Origin of the sequence: Alcanivorax sp., from assembly GCF_051117345.1 — a bacterium.
In the GTDB taxonomy this organism is placed as follows: domain Bacteria; phylum Pseudomonadota; class Gammaproteobacteria; order Pseudomonadales; family Alcanivoracaceae; genus Alcanivorax.
This window is the reverse complement of the sequence record NZ_JBNPEC010000161.1, coordinates 22817-36422: the sequence shown is the minus strand read 5'-3', so window position 1 is coordinate 36422 and position 13606 is coordinate 22817. Positions and strand designations below refer to the sequence as shown.

The 13606-nt window shown below is 58.4% G+C and carries 15 protein-coding genes; 7 read left to right on the top strand and 8 right to left on the bottom strand.

The features are described 5' to 3' along the window. The coding region (locus ACFE0K_RS10775) for a glutaminase (protein WP_434536066.1) at window positions 1-236 on the top strand (236 nt) is incomplete at its 5' end. Window positions 237-244: 8 nt separating this feature from the next. Here the strand turns inward: ACFE0K_RS10775 and ACFE0K_RS10770 are convergent. From ACFE0K_RS10770 to ACFE0K_RS10760, 3 genes are all read right to left on the bottom strand, one after another. After that, window positions 245-787 (bottom strand): DUF1697 domain-containing protein, encoded by a 543-nt coding sequence (locus ACFE0K_RS10770; protein WP_434536065.1) that lies wholly within the window; start codon window positions 785-787, stop codon window positions 245-247. Window positions 788-819: 32 nt separating this feature from the next. After that, window positions 820-1293, bottom strand: coding sequence for a peroxiredoxin (locus ACFE0K_RS10765; RefSeq protein ID WP_434536064.1), 474 nt, complete (start codon window positions 1291-1293; stop codon window positions 820-822). A 449-nt stretch (window positions 1294-1742) separates the two neighbouring features. Further along, window positions 1743-3620, bottom strand: a complete 1878-nt coding sequence (locus tag ACFE0K_RS10760; RefSeq protein ID WP_434536063.1) for a hypothetical protein — start codon at window positions 3618-3620, stop codon at window positions 1743-1745. Window positions 3621-3838: 218 nt separating this feature from the next. Here ACFE0K_RS10760 and ACFE0K_RS10755 point away from each other — a divergent pair, with 218 nt between their 5' ends. Next, window positions 3839-4504, top strand: coding sequence for an SDR family oxidoreductase (locus ACFE0K_RS10755; RefSeq protein WP_434536062.1), 666 nt, complete (start codon window positions 3839-3841; stop codon window positions 4502-4504). 109 nt (window positions 4505-4613) lie between these two features. Here the strand turns inward: ACFE0K_RS10755 and tmpT are convergent, their stop codons facing one another. Then, window positions 4614-5261, bottom strand: coding sequence for a thiopurine S-methyltransferase (gene tmpT / locus ACFE0K_RS10750; RefSeq protein WP_434536061.1), 648 nt, complete (start codon window positions 5259-5261; stop codon window positions 4614-4616). 100 nt (window positions 5262-5361) lie between these two features. Between tmpT and ACFE0K_RS10745 the strand changes: the two genes are divergently transcribed. Then, window positions 5362-5958: a hypothetical protein gene (locus ACFE0K_RS10745; RefSeq protein WP_434536060.1), complete on the top strand. Its 597-nt coding sequence runs from the start codon at window positions 5362-5364 to the stop codon at window positions 5956-5958. 53 nt (window positions 5959-6011) lie between these two features. On the opposite strand, the gene ACFE0K_RS10740 is transcribed toward ACFE0K_RS10745, so the two are convergent. Next, a complete protein-coding gene (locus tag ACFE0K_RS10740) occupies window positions 6012-8099 on the bottom strand; it encodes a VIT and vWA domain-containing protein (protein WP_434536059.1) in 2088 nt (695 codons plus the stop codon). Between the two features lie 132 nt (window positions 8100-8231). Further along, complete coding sequence (locus ACFE0K_RS10735) at window positions 8232-8615, bottom strand: hypothetical protein (protein WP_434536058.1); 384 nt, start codon at window positions 8613-8615, stop codon at window positions 8232-8234. 494 nt (window positions 8616-9109) lie between these two features. Here ACFE0K_RS10735 and ACFE0K_RS10730 point away from each other — a divergent pair, with 494 nt between their 5' ends. Beyond that, on the top strand, window positions 9110-10207 hold the full coding sequence (locus ACFE0K_RS10730) for a hypothetical protein (RefSeq protein WP_434536057.1): 1098 nt from the start codon (window positions 9110-9112) through the stop codon (window positions 10205-10207). 34 nt (window positions 10208-10241) lie between these two features. Here ACFE0K_RS10730 and ACFE0K_RS10725 read toward each other — a convergent pair whose 3' ends face one another. Both ACFE0K_RS10725 and ACFE0K_RS10720 read right to left on the bottom strand, forming a co-directional pair. Next, the gene (locus ACFE0K_RS10725) at window positions 10242-10730 is read right to left on the bottom strand and encodes a hypothetical protein (protein WP_434536056.1); all 489 of its coding nucleotides are present in this window, start codon (window positions 10728-10730) and stop codon (window positions 10242-10244) included. 179 nt (window positions 10731-10909) lie between these two features. Further along, entirely contained in the window at window positions 10910-11395 is a 486-nt protein-coding gene (locus ACFE0K_RS10720; protein WP_272961937.1) for a YajQ family cyclic di-GMP-binding protein, read from the bottom strand. A gap of 141 nt (window positions 11396-11536) precedes the next feature. Between ACFE0K_RS10720 and ACFE0K_RS10715 the strand changes: the two genes are divergently transcribed. From ACFE0K_RS10715 to ACFE0K_RS10705, 3 genes are all read left to right on the top strand, one after another. Then, a complete protein-coding gene (locus tag ACFE0K_RS10715) occupies window positions 11537-12205 on the top strand; it encodes a hypothetical protein (protein ID WP_434536055.1) in 669 nt (222 codons plus the stop codon). Window positions 12206-12322: 117 nt separating this feature from the next. Then, a complete protein-coding gene (locus ACFE0K_RS10710) occupies window positions 12323-13282 on the top strand; it encodes a hypothetical protein (protein WP_434536054.1) in 960 nt (319 codons plus the stop codon). Window positions 13283-13296: 14 nt separating this feature from the next. Further along, window positions 13297-13563, top strand: coding sequence for a hypothetical protein (locus ACFE0K_RS10705; RefSeq protein WP_434536053.1), 267 nt, complete (start codon window positions 13297-13299; stop codon window positions 13561-13563). The last annotated feature ends 43 nt before the right edge of the window (window positions 13564-13606 follow it).

Below are 13606 nucleotides of genomic sequence, written 5' to 3'. Positions count from 1 at the left end.
GGGCCACCCGCGGGTTTTATGGTGAGGCGGGCAAGTGGCTGTATGCCACCGGCTTGCCCGCCAAGGGCGGGGTGGGCGGCGGCCTTATTGCGGTGTCGCCGGGCAAGTTCGGCATCGCCGCCATTTCGCCACCGCTGGATGCGGCGGGCAATAGTGTGCGTGGACAAAAAGCCATTGCCGATATCTCGGCCGCCCTGGGTGGTAATCCCTACGAAGCAGCACCGTATCAACGCTAATCGGGCGATCAGGCGAAGCGTTCCACCAGCTTGGTGATGATGTTCCAGTTGCGGCTGGTGAGCGGACAGCCCAGTTTGCGTTCCAGGGTGGCGTTGACCGCACCGGGCCGGTTGTTCACCAGCCGCGTCACGGAAAAGATGGCATCGTCGTCAGCCCCCAGCAGGGTGGCGTCGTCACGGGGAAAGATCAGCGGAAAAGTGGGTAGGGCCACCGGTGTGTTAATGGGCAGCCAGGTGACGCAGCGCTCGTGGTAATCGCCGGGTTGCTGGTTGGCGAAGGGCGCCTGTTCCAGCAAGGTTTCCAGCCGTGAAAGCGGGCGCAGAAAACCCGGCTGCTGGAAGCCGGTGGCGTTGAGCGTCGTACTGGTTTGCTGCAATACCCGGGTGGCGGTGCGGTCGTTTTCGGCATCAAACACCACATTGCCGTGGGCATGAAAAGAGCAGACGAAGGGCGCTCCGGCATGGAGGAACGCCTGCTCCAGGCTGTCGCGGTCCGGGCTGGGGGGTCGGCCGATGTTGAGACCGCGAAAGAAAGCCACGTATCGGAGCAAAGGACGTTCCTCGTCGGACGCTCAGTAAAGGTTCAGAGTTGGCCGAGTACGGTTTCAGCGCTGCTCTTGTCCACGCCTTTTTCATCCACACCCAGGTATTCCACTACGCCATCGTTGGCGATCAGGGCGAAGCGTTTGCTGCGGATACCCATGCCGCCGCCGGTGGCATCCAGCTCCAGGCCCAGGGCTTTGGCGAATTCCGCGTTGCCATCCGCCAGCATGGTGATGTGCTCGGCGTTCTGGTTTTGCTGCCAGGCATCCATCACGAAGGCATCGTTGACCGCCATGCAGGCGATGGCATCGGCCTTTTCCAGGATGGCATCGGCGTTGATCACGAAGCCGGGCATATGGGTGTTGGAACAGCCGGGGGTAAAGGCGCCGGGAACAGCGAACAGGACCACCTTGCGGCCCTTGAAAAAATCACCGGTGTTCAGGTCTTCGGGGCCTTTGGCACCGTTGGTTTTGATGGTGAGAGCAGGAAGGGTATCGCCGACTGCAATGGTCATGATTCGCATCCTTGGTTGAAGAGCCTGTTTGGGGTCTATACGCAGCCGCGCCGGAGTCAATTTTTTCGTCAGGTCGTGATTGCGATTGTGCCGTGTAGTCACTCTACATAAGCAAGCGCAATCGCGGGCTGGCGGAAAAAGGGGCCCGGCCCTTCGGGTTGCTGCTCAAAATGGCGCCATACTGTGTTGCGAACCTTGAACTTGACCCGTCAGGCCCTGCGGTCCGCGCCTTGCCTGGCGCCATTTTGAGCAGCAACGCGGTTGCGTATAGACCCCAAACAGGCTCTTTAAAGTGGATGTCCACTGTAACAAAGACGCGGTGACAAGAAAGGGGTTACGCGCAGGGGCTTTCGGAGAGGGGCGGAAACAGGGGGGGAGCGAGTAGCGAGTTTCGAGGAGCGAACACCCGGAAAGGGTTGCTTTCGCTCCTCGTCACTCGTGACTGCTTTTTAGCCGAGCAGACCCAGCAGGCCGCCCAGTACCGGACCCAGTACCGGGATGGTGGTCAGGGCATCGCTAAGCGGGGCCAGCAGGCTGCTGGCTTCGGCTTCACCCAACAGGGACACCAGCAGGTTGCCGACCAGGTCGCCGACCAGCGGCAGTTCTTCCACCAGCGCGGAGACGCTGTCCAGCAGGTTGCCGTCCTGGTCCATGATGCTGTCGAGCAGATCGGAAGGATCACCGCTCAGCAGGCCGCCCAGCAGGCCACTCAGCAGGTCGCCAAGAACCGGGATCTGTTCCAGCATGGCCAGGTCCGGGGTGAGGATGTCACCACCAGCGCCGCCCTGCAGGGTGGTAAGGATCTGGTTGAGCAGATCACCCAGTACCGGGATCTCGTTGAGCATCTCGGTGCCGGGCAGCAGCTCGCCGCCAGTGCCGGCGCCAGTAAGGGCGGCCAGCAGACCGTTCAGGACATCACCCAGCAGCGGGATCTGTTCCAGCAGGCCGGTGAACTGTTCCAGTTGGCCGGCGGAGTTGGTCAGGCAGTCCAGCGGGTTGGCGGAATCACAAGACACCGCGCCCAGCAGCTGGTTGACCACGTCGCCCAGTACCGGCACGTTGGCCAGCAGGTCGGTTACCATGCTCAGCTGATCGCCTTCCAGGGCACCGGTCAGGGTTTCCAGGCTCAGGGCATCGGTGGGCAGGCCACCGCTGTCGCCGCCGGCAACGCCGTTGAGGATGTCGCCCAGTACCGGAATTTGTGTCAGCAGGTCGGGCAGGGATTGCAGGTCGCCAAGGGTGCCGAACAGGTCGCCGCCGTTACCCAGCAGGCCGGCCAGCAGTTCGCCCAGTACCGGAATCTGTTCCAGCATCATCGGCAGTTCGCCGAGCAGTTCCATGTTGCCCGGGTTGGCCAGGCCAGCCAGCAGGTCTTCCAGAATGGCGGGGTCCAGCGGGCTGTTGCCCATCAGTTCGCCGATGGGGCCCAGGTTCTCGCCGGCAGACAGCAGGCAGGTGAACGGGTCTGCGCCTTCTGGGCACAGCTCGCCCAGGCCGCCGGTCAGGTTGAGGATGGAACCCACGCCGCCCAGTACTTCGGTGACACACTGTTCCGGGTCGAACGCATCGGCGCCGGTGGCAATGGGACACAGTGCCATGGACAGGCTGTTCACGGTACCGATCAGGGGCTCGCCCATGGCCAGGTTGTCAGCCACCTGGGTCAGGCATACCTGCGGGTTGAGCGCGTCGTCACAGCCCAGGTAACCCAGCACGCCGGCCAGGGTGCTGTCCGGTACGGTGTTGAGGGTTTCCAGCAGGCACTGCACCGGGTTTTCAGAGCTGGGGCACAGCTGCTGGCCGATGGGGCCGCTGTTATCCAGCAGGCCGCCCAGGGTGGCTTGCAGGTAAGTGCTACTTTCCAGCAGGCAATCCGGCAGGAAGGTGGGTTCGGTGACGCTGCCGAGCAGATCGGTGTCGGTGGCGGCCACGGTGTTGGCGCAGAGCAGACCCAACACATTGTCGTTGCCCAGGGAGATGTTGGTCAGTGCTTCGTTTTCACAGGCCAGCACATCAATCACGCCGCCCAGCTGAGTGCCGAGCACCGCCTGCGGGCATACGGAAACGGTAAAGTGGTTGTTGGTATCTACCAGGGTCAGAAGCTGTTGCTTCTCTTCTTCAGTGAGCGGCGGGGTCTCATCGTCGCCACCGTCTTCGCCGCCGGTGTCACCACCGTCAGTATCGCCATCGTCTTCATCGCCGGTGTTGCCGGTTTCTTCACTGGTGTTGCCGCTATCGTTGGTCGGGTTGCTGCCACTGCCGCCGCCACCGCAGGCGGCCAGGGTGACGAGCAGAGAGCTCATCAGCAGGATTTTCAAAAGATGTAGCATGGGTACTTCCCCCTTTCTTCCATGAACACAAAAGTGTGTATGACAGGCGCATCAGCGCGATCCACCCATGCGCGCACTATATAAAATTCATTGCGCTGCCAATGTTGGCTAAAAATGTTGTTTTGTATCTAATGTTGCAGTGTTTTGTAATGCACAGTGGAAGTGCTTGAATGGGTGTAGAGCTAAGTAATTGGGATACCAATAGAAAGGAGGCAGAAATGGCGCAAACAATTGTAATCACTGGTGCAAACCGGGGCATCGGTCTTGCCCTGGCGCAGCACTGGAAAGCCCGTGGTGATCGGGTTCTGGCAGTGTGCCGGCAGGCATCCACCGCATTGGTAGATAGCGGTGTGGAAATTATTGATGGCGTGGACGTCAGCACCGCTGACGGGGTCAGCAATCTGACCGGCGCGCTGGGTGATACGTCTGTGGATATTCTCTACAACAATGCCGGAATCATGCTCAGCGAGACCGTGGACGAGATGGATTTCGAACAGATTCTGCAACAGTTCGAGGTCAATACCCTGGGTCCGCTTCGGGTCACCATGGCGCTGCTGCATAACCTGCATCAAGGCAGCAAGGTGGGCCTGATGACCTCACGGATGGGCTCTATTGCCGATAACACCTCTGGGAAGAAGTACGGTTATCGCATCAGCAAAGCCGGCTTGAACGCAGCGGGTAAATCCCTGGCGCTGGACCTGCATGATCGCGGCATCGCCGTGGCCATCCTGCACCCGGGCTGGGTTCAGACCGACATGACCGGGAATAGTGGCAACCTGACCGTGGAAGAGGCGGCGACGAATCTGATCGCACGGATGGATGAGCTAAACCTGGAAAACAGCGGCACCTTCTGGCATTCCGATGGCAGCGAGTTGCCCTGGTGATGGTGGGGGGTTAGAAGAAGCGAGTTGCGAGGGGCGAGTTGCGAAAACCGGGATCTGCTTTTTGTGTTCGCCCCTCGACACTCGTTACGCGCCTTACGCCTGGGGCAAATCAGGTGAGCAAAAAGACATTTTCGTAAATCGCGGTTAGCCCTCTCTCCCGGAAGAGCGGTTCGTGATCGAGAATCATTTTTCTGGAAAGTGGCGCTATTCTGTAGTGGCTCTCATAGAGATTTTTCACCTGTTTTTTGCCAACAGAAAACGGTGGGCCATCCATCTGTTGTTGATCATATTCCAGAGTGATGAGTAACTGCGGCGCCTTGTCGGTCAGGGCCATTAGATGGCGGGCATAGCGTTCGCGCATGGTGTCCGGCAGGGCGATCAGGGCGGCGCGATCGTAGAGGGCATCCGTTGCCTCAATATCTTCGGCTTGAAGCAGGAAGATGTCACCCTGAAAAACGGTGAGGTCACCATGCTGGTAGCGAATACCGCCTTGCCAAGGGGTGGTGGCCGGCTGGCGATTCAATGAGGCGAACAGGTCGGTGACGGCTTTCTCAGACAGCTCTGCACCGATCACGCGATAGCCTTGTTCCAGCAGATAACCGATATCCAGAGTCTTGCCGCACAAGGGAAGAAAGACGGTATGACCGGCTTTCAACGACAGTTCGCCGAGGTAACGTTGCAGTAGTGGATGGACCTGCGAAAGGTGAAAGCCCAGTTCCGAGTTGTGCCATTTCTGATGCCAGAATTCCGGGTTCATGGGGCCGCCTGTTGGTGAACTTGCGCCTTCCATGGCGGGAAGGCTTGTGATCGTTTCTTGCGCTGGTAGGGTAGCTTCTTTTGCTCAGGGAAGGCAGACCATGACTCATGCAATTCGTTTTCAGCACCCACGTTATACCATTCGCCGAAAATTCTTCCGGCTCTTCGGTGATGCCTTTCATCTTTATACGAACAGCGGGGAGCTGGCGCTATATTCCAACATGAAACGCTTCCGCATCCGCGAGGATATTCGCCTGTATGCGGATGAAAGTCAGGAGCAGGAACTGCTGCGGATATCCACTCGCAGTATTTTTGATTTTGCCGGCGCCTATGACGTGCATGATTCACAGAATAATGAACATGTGGGCACCTTGCGGCGGGCGGGTTTCAAGTCGTCCTTTTTGCGGGATCACTGGACTTTCCTCGATAACGAGGGCCAGGAAATCGGCACCCTGGAAGAAGACTCCATGCTCAAGGCGCTGGTGCGTCGCTATATCGAAGTGTTGGCGTTCTTCTTTCCGCAGCACTACCACGCCAGTGTGGGCGACAAGCCTGTGGCGGAGTATCGGCAACGGTTCAATCCCTTCATTCTGAAACTGGATGTGGATTTCAGTGCGGATCGTGACGGGCGACTTGATAAGCGACTGGGGATTGCCGCCGGGGTGCTGTTGTCCGCCATCGAAGGCCGGCAGGAATAACCGATCCCGGACAGGGCTGGCCTGTCCGGGATGGGTTGCTGTCTTTGATTGTATTAGTGGCGTCGGCGCAGGCTGCCGCCGATCAGAAGGATCAGGAAGGGTAGTAGTGCGCCGATACCGAAGGCGCCGCCACTCCCGCTCCCGCCGCCGCTGTAGGAAGGCCGGTTGCTGGTGTACATGGGCTGCGCATTGTCCACGCGGTTGCTGGTGGGCGCGTTGGCCTGACGCTGGGCCTTGGCCAGTTTTTCGATGTCCCGGCGTTTGGCATTGCGACGCTCAATACCATATTCCTCGAACACCTCATCGCGCAGTACCACCATGGAGGTGTAGTTGGTGACCAGGCCGTATTCCAGGCCCAGGTCGACGATGCCCTGCTGCAGATCCTTCTCCTCGCCGAAATAATTAATTTCCCGCTGCATGTCCTGGATGGTGGCATAGGCCCACAGTCGTTCCAGCTCCGGGTTATCGCCGCCGGTGGCGGGGAAGTCGAAGCGGGTTTTGTATTGTTTGTCCTGGCCGCCCACGTTGGCGCGCAGGGTCACGTCCGCCGGGCCGTTGCCCCAGTAGTGACCGAGCAACACGATCTGGCGGCCATGGTAGATGCTGCCGATGCGCTGCGGTTGCAGGTCGGCGGTGCGCACCCCGTCGATATCAATCTCCACGTCGTTCATGGCCTGGTGGGTGAGCTTGGCGGTAGCGTTGAGAATCTGCCCGGCAATGTCATCGCTGTTGGACACGCTGATGGCAAAGCCGTTGCTGGCATCGGTCATGGCGGTGAGCATGGGGCGGTTGCTGCTGTTGCCCATGACAAAGGTGAATAAGCGAACGTCGTGGCTTTCCAGCAAGTCGATGAAATCTTTCTGCTGGGTCTTGCCCACGTTGGCCACGCCATCGGTGACCAGCACGATGCCGGTGGGGCGGTCTGCGTCCAGTGGTTTCAGGGCCAGGCTCAGACCGCCGAACAGATTGGTGCCGCCACGGGATTGCAGCTGCATGACTTTGTCCGTGTAGCGACGAATGCTGTCCGGGGTGGCATCCACAAAGCCGTTGGTAAGTTCTTCGGCACGATCATCAAACAGCACAATGCGGAAGCGGTCGCCGCCGCGCAGTTTGCCCAGGGCCTGGCTGACGCCGTCGGCCAGGGTGGCCAGCTTGGCATTCATGGAACCGGAAATATCCAGCACGAACACCCAGTCGCTGCCGGTGGTGATTGGCGGCAGGTCGTCACCGGGGGTGATGCTGAGCATGAAGGTGCCGCGATCTTTCCCTGGCGCCTTGTAGGCGACCAGGTCCACGCTGCCGGGCAGGTCCTGCTGGTGGCGCCAGTAGACGACGATGTCCTGATTCAGGGTGAAGGCATTGGCCGGCTGGCCATTGGCAGCCGGGGGTGCGAAGTTGGCGCTTTCGCTGCTTTCGTTATTCTCACCACTGGCGGTTGCCGCGCGGTTATCCAGTGTCACCTGCCATTGCTGCGGGTCCAGTTGCTGGATTTGTGCCTGGGGATGCTTGGGCAGGCGGAGGGCGTCCACCGGGTAGCCGCTACGCAGGTTCAGGGTAAAGCTGAAGTGTTCTTCGACACTGTCGTTGGCGGTCCAGAACGCCAGCTTCTTCTCGTCCACGCCGCCTTCTTCCAGCGGGTACACATAGCGGCCGATGCCGGTATCCACAAAAGCGGGCTGCATATAGACCAGCCGTACCCGGGTGTCCTGGCCGGCGCGCACCGGTTGTACCCGCACATCAAAGGCTTTGTAGCTGTCCTTCTCGGTAAGTCCAGCTTCACGACCGGCGGCTTTTTCCTGTTCATAGACCTGGCGGGCCTGTTCTTTTTCGAGCACTTCGCCGATCACCGGTTTGCCGTCGATCCACACGGTGAACTCGGCGACTGTGCCGCGCTCGGGGACCGGAAAGCGGTAGTAGGCTTCCAGGTCCTGGTTATTGGGGTTGTGGAAGACCTGCTCCACTTCGGTGATGGCGTAGCCGTCTTCCACATCCACGGTGACGTGCTGCTCGCGGATCTGCAGTGGTGGCAGGCTGCTGTTGGCCGGGGTCATCAACCCGGCGGCCAGGGCCGGGGTGGTCATGCTGCCCAGCAGCAGGACCAGGCCGGCAAACAAACGGGTGAATCCGTTCCTGAAACCCATGATGGTTCTCCTTGTTATCGATCACGGGAACAGTTGTAGAGCATCGGCAGGGCTTTGTTAAACGGCGTTCATTAACAATTCATGTCGGGGGGTGTTCAATAGAAATTTGCCATAGAGGATGGAGGCAGGGGGTTACTCGGCGATAATCATCAGCGTCAAAGGACGGTCTTCGCGAATGGCTTCGTTGTTATTGCGGAGCAGCAACGATGCAGACTGCCCGTGACAGTCCGGGGAGTGGCCGGCGGGTACGAAATCGGCTTGTGTGGGACGTGGCTGGCCGGTCTTGTCACGGAGCTGAAGTGAGTAATCCATGCTGCGCGGTCCTCGCAGGCAGAGTTGATCTGCACGGTACTGGCGCGGACCGGTGGTTTGCATCTGAGACAGCCCTTCCACCTTGAATGAAGGCGGAATGATCAACGTAATCCTGGCCCTGGCCGAGTCACTGACCGGGGAAGCCGGGGCGAACCCCCAGGCCATTATCAGAGCAGCGATCCATGCTGCCTTTGCCTTAAACATGATTCCTCCCGGAAGGAACTGCGTCACACCTTCCTGTATCCATGCTGGCGCTTTTTTAACCGCGCCGGCCAGAGAAAAATGACTGAACGGTTTTGTCAGAGAATCTATAGAACGGCGTTCAGTCTGTTTTTATAGTCATTTTCAGCAATGAAAACAGGCATCTGCGGCGCCGGTATTACGGGGCAGCACCGCTTATCGTCCGATTAGTGGTTATAAAAGCAGCCCTCGGTAGCGGCAGCGATTGTGGTTTTGATGGGAATTGCGGTGTTGTCTGTAACTTGCAGGACGCCCTGTGATGCTTATGTAAAGTCAGCGGTGTAATACATTTCTTACTTTTTCTGATGTGATTGTCTTACTCCGCTTTGCCGGGATCCGTACGGCATGTTTTTGTCCATCTGTTAGATTCCCTCCTCGCTGATGAATTAACGGATGGGGCACTAAGGATGGATTGCAGCAGCGTAGTAAGGAGTAGCTACCTGGCATTGATGACTAGCATGATGGTTGCCTGCGGTGGCAGCGGTGGAGGTACTGAGAAAGGTCCATCAAATTCGCCTGGCAACAACAATAACAACGGTGGGGTAGCGGCACTGGAAACAGTGGCCGCCGTCACCCTGGATAGTGAAGAAACGGTTGTCCTTCTGGCCCCCGGATCCTTGATGGATGAAACCTATATGCCGTTGACCCGTTTGATGGCCAATCTGAATGTGGCTCTGGACGTGGATATGACAGGGGATAATAGGGTTGATCAGGGGCATGCCTGTGAAGGTGGCGGTGAATATGTAGTCATGCACCGTTCTGACCAGGATGTGGCTTCACCCTTTTCCGGTGCCTTGCATGATGTGATCAAAACCGAGGATAACAACTGTTTTTCCAGTGATACGTTTTCAGGGGCAGGCCACGCGGATGGCGTGCGCCGCGTTGGTTATCCGGTTTCCGGAATGGGTAGTGGAAATTTTCTTGCTGAAACGGATTTCATCGGGTTTGAGCAATCAGGTACGTCACTGGAATCCCCTTTCTCTGTGTCGCAATCATTCGAAGGGGAGACAGTGATATTTTCCCGTTATTGGTATGGGTTTATGCGCCTGCGCCGTGATTCAGACGACCATGCCTACGGCAGTGCCGGTGGCGAACTGGAGCAGTATTCGGTGGTAGGTAGTACAGCGATGGATAGTGATGGCAGTGCTACCGGGATCACCCAGTTCGGAGACAATGAGCAGGAACGGTTCTGGCTGGAATACGACATAAACGGTGATATGACGTTTGAAGAAGGGCATATCGAGCGCTATCAAGGTCGCTATGGCTACACCATTTCTGGTGTGTTACCTGAGAGTTGTCCGCAGGGAAGTTTCTATGCGGAAACGAATCAGGACTTGTACGTAAAGCAGGTTGAGGAGGGTGACGGCTTGCTGGATAGGGAAGACGAAGTCACCAGCGGGTCGTTAATAATGATGGATGATGCGGGCAACCAGGCACTCGTCAGTTATAACGCCTGGGCGGAAACGCTGACGGTGACACTGAATGACAATGCTCCGAAAGCGTTTAGCTACCAGCAAATTGAAACCCTTGCGACACAGCGCTGCGGAGGTTTCTGAGAGCAGCGGGCTTGCCCGCCGGCTACGTTTCAGCTTAGCGCTGCAACTGCTGTCGGGTCTTCTCAATCAGTGCGGAAAAATTCGGTTTGGCGATGATCGCCAGTATCAAGCTGAAGATGCCGTTCAGAATGGCAAGGTGCGCATCTGCTTGCATCAGGCAGAAGGCAATCACGATCATGGCAACCGCATCGAGAAGAGCCAACAGTATGAACATGCTGGTCTGAACCTTCATGGCTGCGGTGTCATCGTCGCTGGCCGGGGTGGTGCCCTGCAGGGAGCGCTGTGCGATGGCTGCCGGGGCCAGCAGAAGATTGCGCAGCGGCCTTGCCACCACCAGCATCAGTGCCATGGCACCAAGCGCACCCATGCGCAGGGTATCCTGGGGTAACAGCTCCATGGTCGCCTGGTACTGACCGAACTGGATCATCAGGGCGATGGCGATGCCGATCATCATGGGCGCGGCGAGCACGGTGAACCAGAGTAGGTTGAGGCGTGGCACTGCCGGGTGCGAAGAAGCGGACATGAAGTCTCCTTATTATTTTAAACAACTAGCTTAAAGCTTCGAGATACTAGCTTCTAGTTAAGCGCGGATCTGGACCGCCAGTGCCTGAAGCGCAAGAGGCCGCGTCCAAACCTGGTACGCGGCCTCTTGCCTAGAGAGCAAGAACCTGTATCGCGTTAAACTAGCAGCTCGCCGCTGTTTCAGTCTCTGAAATTATTGAACTGCAGGGGCGTTTCAATACTTGATTCGCGCAGCAGGGCCATCACCGCTTGCAGGTCGTCGCGCTTCTTGCCGTTTACGCGCACCTGGTCACCTTGGATGGAAGCCTGCACCTTGAGCTTGCTGTCTTTGATCATCTTGACGATCTGTTTGCCGAGGGGCTGCTCGATGCCCTGGCGGAAAGTCAGTGTCAGCGAGAAGGTCTTGCCGCTGTGCTCAGGCTTTTCCGGGCGGTCGGCACCGGCGACGCTGATGCCCTGTTTCACTGCCGCCTTGGCAAACAGCTCTTCCAGCTGTTGCACCTGAAAGTCCGACTGGGTCTTCAGGGTCACATCCAGACCATTCTGCTCAATGCTGGCCTCGACGCCACGGAAGTCGAAACGGTTGGCTAGTTCGCGGTTGGCGTTATCCACCGCGTGGCGCAGGGCCACTTCATCAATTTCAGAGACGATATCGAAAGAAGGCATGGTAAGTCCGCAAGCATATTCCGTTGTAAGAAGGTTGCGATTATAGTCTTTTTGGTCTGCGGGTGCCCATCAGGGTATCGGTGGGCTTCATCGTTCAGGAAGAACGGCAAAAAAATACCATAAAGATCGCGAGGGAACGTAATGAGTCAAGCCAATGCAATTGTCGTACTGTGCCCGAAACGCCCGGACTTGGCCGGCCAGCCTTTGTTGGGGCATGTGGGGTGGGGGTTTGAACTGCCGGACGGGCAGTGGATGGTGGGAGCCGTGGAAGGTGACGGCTGGGCCAACGGGAATGGCATGAACGGCTTCTGGTCACGCAAGGTGCCAGGAGAAAAGCAGGCCACCCAAGTGTTTGCCAACATGGTGCATCACGGGGCTGAGTACAATTATTTCAAATATCTGACCATGACCAATCAGGTATGGCCCGATCCTGATGCGGCACTGCGTGTCATGGCCTGGGTCAGTGCCCAGCCTTACCAGTTGTTCGGGCGCAACTGCATGAATTCCACCTACGATATTCTGCGTGCCTTTTCCCGTGGCGGGCATTTCAACGGCAAGATCCTGCCCAGCCCGGATTTCAACTGGATTCCCAATGGCTGGTTCAATGCCATCCAGGTGTCGCAGAGTGACTATCATCACCTCCCTCCCGCTTCGCAGCCGGTACACGCGTTTGCGGCAGCCGAAGCCGATCTGCAGGAGGCGGCGGAATGCCCCGACTGGCGCAAGCCGGAGTCGGCAGACTATTTGCCGCTAGGGGAGACGCCGGAGGGGCCCGTTCCGGCGGTAGAGGTAGTGCCACCGACGGATTAATCGAGAGTGAGGTGTCCGGCAAATTGGTACGCTTGCTTTATATGCAATAAATGCCTCACTGGTTAGAGTGTGAGCGCACACCGGAGTGTGCGAACTCAACCCTGCCAGGAGGCAAACATGTCACTAAAAGAACGGTTGTCTGCGGACAACCTGCTGGATTCTCTCCCGGTGTCCCGGGATCTTCTCACCCGCCTGGGCGTGCTCGGCGCCCAGGTCTCCCGCAAAATCGCCATTGATCAGGTCAGCGTGGCTGACGGCACGCTCAATAATCTGCGCGTGGACAAGGTCACCCTGGGTAGCGCCAGTATCGGTAACCTGCACGTGGAGAATACCCAGGCCTCGGTGGACAGTGCCAAGGCCGTGCTTAACCAGGTGCGGACCATCGTCGAGCTGGGGTTCCGGCTGAACTGGAGGATTGATCTGGGCTGGCTCGGCAGCTGGGATGGCAGCGAGGATATGGGCAGCCTGGATATCCCGGTGGACCTGGGCACCATCACAGTGCCGGATCTGGGCAATATCGACCTGCAGATTCCGGCCATTGATATCCCCGGCCTGGTGGCGCAGATGAAACCCATCGATCAGCTCAACCTAGGCAACCTGGATCTGTCCGGCATTCGCCTGGATAAACTGGGCCTGCCCAGCGCCGGGTTGTCCGTGACCGGTATGGGCATCGGTGAGCTGTCGCTGAGTTCCCTGTCGGTGCCGGGCGCCAACGGCGAAGCCCTGCGCGTGAATCGGGCGGCTCCCACCGAACAGCTTGTCCTGCCCGGCGCCAGCCTGGAAAACATCAGCATCCCGTCCGTGACGATGCCGGCGGCCACCAGCCAGGCGTTCAATGTGGACGCCACGGCCTCGGATAAATCCCTGGGCGTGGATCTGGGCATCCTCAAGGTGAGCATTGCTGTCACCCCTACGGTGCATCTGAACGTGGGCAGCATGACGCTCAGCGATGCCAAGCTCGGTGCCACTCTGGGCAAGGTGTCGCTCAACGACATCAGCCTGCCGGTGGCCCTGGAGGGCATCAGCGGCGGCGAGCTGGGGCTGAACAGCATCAGCGTTAATAAACTCACATTCTGAACAGGGAGGTTGTCATGACATTGAGCCACAAGGAATTCGAAAAACGCTGGGAGCAGGCCCACCGCAAACAGCACATCACCCAGAAGAAGTCGTCCATTGCGCCGCTGGTGCACCTGTCGGTAGTGACGATACTGGATAACTACATGCACCAGTTGCACAAGGCGGTGGATGGCCATGCGCTGAGCAAGGAAGAGTGCGACGCAGTCTGTGAAAAAATCGCCGAGCTGAAACCGCTGGCGAAAAAGGCGGATGCCAAGGCGGCGAAATACCTGAAGGTTTGACCTGACCTCCAAGCGCCACGGCCGTCCGGTGGCGCTTGGTTCC

Excerpts from the sequence above, each read along its gene's own strand:
- ACFE0K_RS10705 (WP_434536053.1), top strand. The coding sequence starts at position 13,297 with ATGACATTGAGCCACAAGGAATTCGAAAAACGCTGGGAGCAGGCCCAC.
- ACFE0K_RS10720 (WP_272961937.1), bottom strand. The coding sequence starts at position 11,395 with ATGCCTTCTTTCGATATCGTCTCTGAAATTGATGAAGTGGCCCTGCGC.
- ACFE0K_RS10735 (WP_434536058.1), bottom strand. The coding sequence starts at position 8,615 with ATGTTTAAGGCAAAGGCAGCATGGATCGCTGCTCTGATAATGGCCTGG.
- ACFE0K_RS10745 (WP_434536060.1), top strand. The coding sequence starts at position 5,362 with ATGACTCATGCAATTCGTTTTCAGCACCCACGTTATACCATTCGCCGA.
- ACFE0K_RS10725 (WP_434536056.1), bottom strand. The coding sequence starts at position 10,730 with ATGTCCGCTTCTTCGCACCCGGCAGTGCCACGCCTCAACCTACTCTGG.
- ACFE0K_RS10730 (WP_434536057.1), top strand. The coding sequence starts at position 9,110 with ATGATGGTTGCCTGCGGTGGCAGCGGTGGAGGTACTGAGAAAGGTCCA.
- tmpT (WP_434536061.1), bottom strand. The coding sequence starts at position 5,261 with ATGAACCCGGAATTCTGGCATCAGAAATGGCACAACTCGGAACTGGGC.
- ACFE0K_RS10765 (WP_434536064.1), bottom strand. The coding sequence starts at position 1,293 with ATGACCATTGCAGTCGGCGATACCCTTCCTGCTCTCACCATCAAAACC.
- ACFE0K_RS10710 (WP_434536054.1), top strand. The coding sequence starts at position 12,323 with ATGTCACTAAAAGAACGGTTGTCTGCGGACAACCTGCTGGATTCTCTC.
- ACFE0K_RS10760 (WP_434536063.1), bottom strand. The coding sequence starts at position 3,620 with ATGCTACATCTTTTGAAAATCCTGCTGATGAGCTCTCTGCTCGTCACC.
- ACFE0K_RS10755 (WP_434536062.1), top strand. The coding sequence starts at position 3,839 with ATGGCGCAAACAATTGTAATCACTGGTGCAAACCGGGGCATCGGTCTT.
- ACFE0K_RS10715 (WP_434536055.1), top strand. The coding sequence starts at position 11,537 with ATGAGTCAAGCCAATGCAATTGTCGTACTGTGCCCGAAACGCCCGGAC.
- ACFE0K_RS10740 (WP_434536059.1), bottom strand. The coding sequence starts at position 8,099 with ATGGGTTTCAGGAACGGATTCACCCGTTTGTTTGCCGGCCTGGTCCTG.